1 pseudogene is annotated in these 1,239 nt (G+C 67.6%); it reads right to left on the bottom strand.

Annotation, left to right across the window (positions count from 1 at the left end):
• Positions 1–230: 230 nt before the first annotated feature.
• Positions 231–1,239 (bottom strand): annotated as a pseudogene (locus ACSFA2_RS25565) (NAD-dependent succinate-semialdehyde dehydrogenase); the annotation flags it as partial.

A 1,239-nucleotide genomic window follows, 5' to 3' on the forward strand; every position in this document is an offset into this window, starting at 1 on the left:
CGGCCGGTGCGGCGCAGGGTGGCGCCCTTGCGAAACAGCGCGCCGACCACGCGCCCGCGCAGGTCCGGCAGCTCGGAGTTGCCCCAGCGCGCGACGATCTCGTCGTGCACCCGCATCTCGTCGTCGTGCAGGCCGAGGCGGTCGAGCGCGGTTCTTTTGTACTGCAGGCACAGCGCGACCGTCTTCTGCATTTCCGTCGACGGGTCGGCGCCGTAGCGTGCGTCCATTGAATCGGCGGCGGCTATCACTTCGGCCTCGGTCTCGAAGCGCGTGACCGGCACCACGGGGCCGAAGGTTTCCTCGCAGCTGCATTCCATCGTCGAGTCGGCATTCACCAGCACGGTGGGCGCGTAGTAGTTGGGGCCGTCGCAGCGCGCATTGCGCAGCCGCTCGCCGCCGACGACGATGCGCGCGCCCCTGGAAACCGCATCGCGCACATGGCGCTCGATCTTGTCGACCGCGCGCGCATTGATCATCGGCCCGATCTGCGAGGCCGCATCGCTGGCAGGTCCGACGCGCAATGCCGCCACGCGTGCGACCAGCAGCTCGGCAAAACGCTCGTGCACTGCTTCGTGCACGAAGACCCGGTTCGGGCACACGCAGGTCTGGCCGCCGTTGCGGAACTTGGCGGCCATCAGGCCTTCCACCGCGGCCTCGATATCTGCATCTTCGAACACGATGAATGGCGCGTTGCCGCCGAGTTCGAGCGACAGCTTCTTCAGCGTGTCGGCTGAACGGCGCGCAAGATGCTTGCCGATGGGCGTCGATCCGGTGAAGGTGATCTTGCGCACGCGCGCATCGTCGAGCCAGGCATCGACCACCTCGGGCGTGCGCTCGCGCGATGCGGTCACGATGTTGAGCACGCCGGGCGGCACGCCCGCTTCCTGCGCCAGCTTCACGAGTGCCAGCGAGGTCAGCGGCGTGTCTTCGGCCGGCTTGCACACCACTGTGCAGCCGGCAGCGAGGGCCGGTGCGATCTTGCGCGCGATCATCGCGGCGGGAAAATTCCACGGCGTGATCGCCGCGACCACGCCCACAGGTTCTCTCAGCGCAAGCATGCGGCGGCCCGTTACTGGCGCGGGAATCACTTCGCCGTTGGCGCGCGTGGCCTCTTCGGCGAACCACTCGACATAGCTGGCCGCATAGGCGATCTCTCCGACGCCCTCGGCCAGCGGCTTGCCCTGTTCGCGCGAGATCAGTTTGCCCAGGTCTTGTTGATGCGCCAGCATCAGGTCGTTC

Origin of the sequence: Variovorax cryoconiti (assembly GCF_051216395.1) — a bacterium.
Lineage (GTDB): Bacteria > Pseudomonadota > Gammaproteobacteria > Burkholderiales > Burkholderiaceae_C > Variovorax.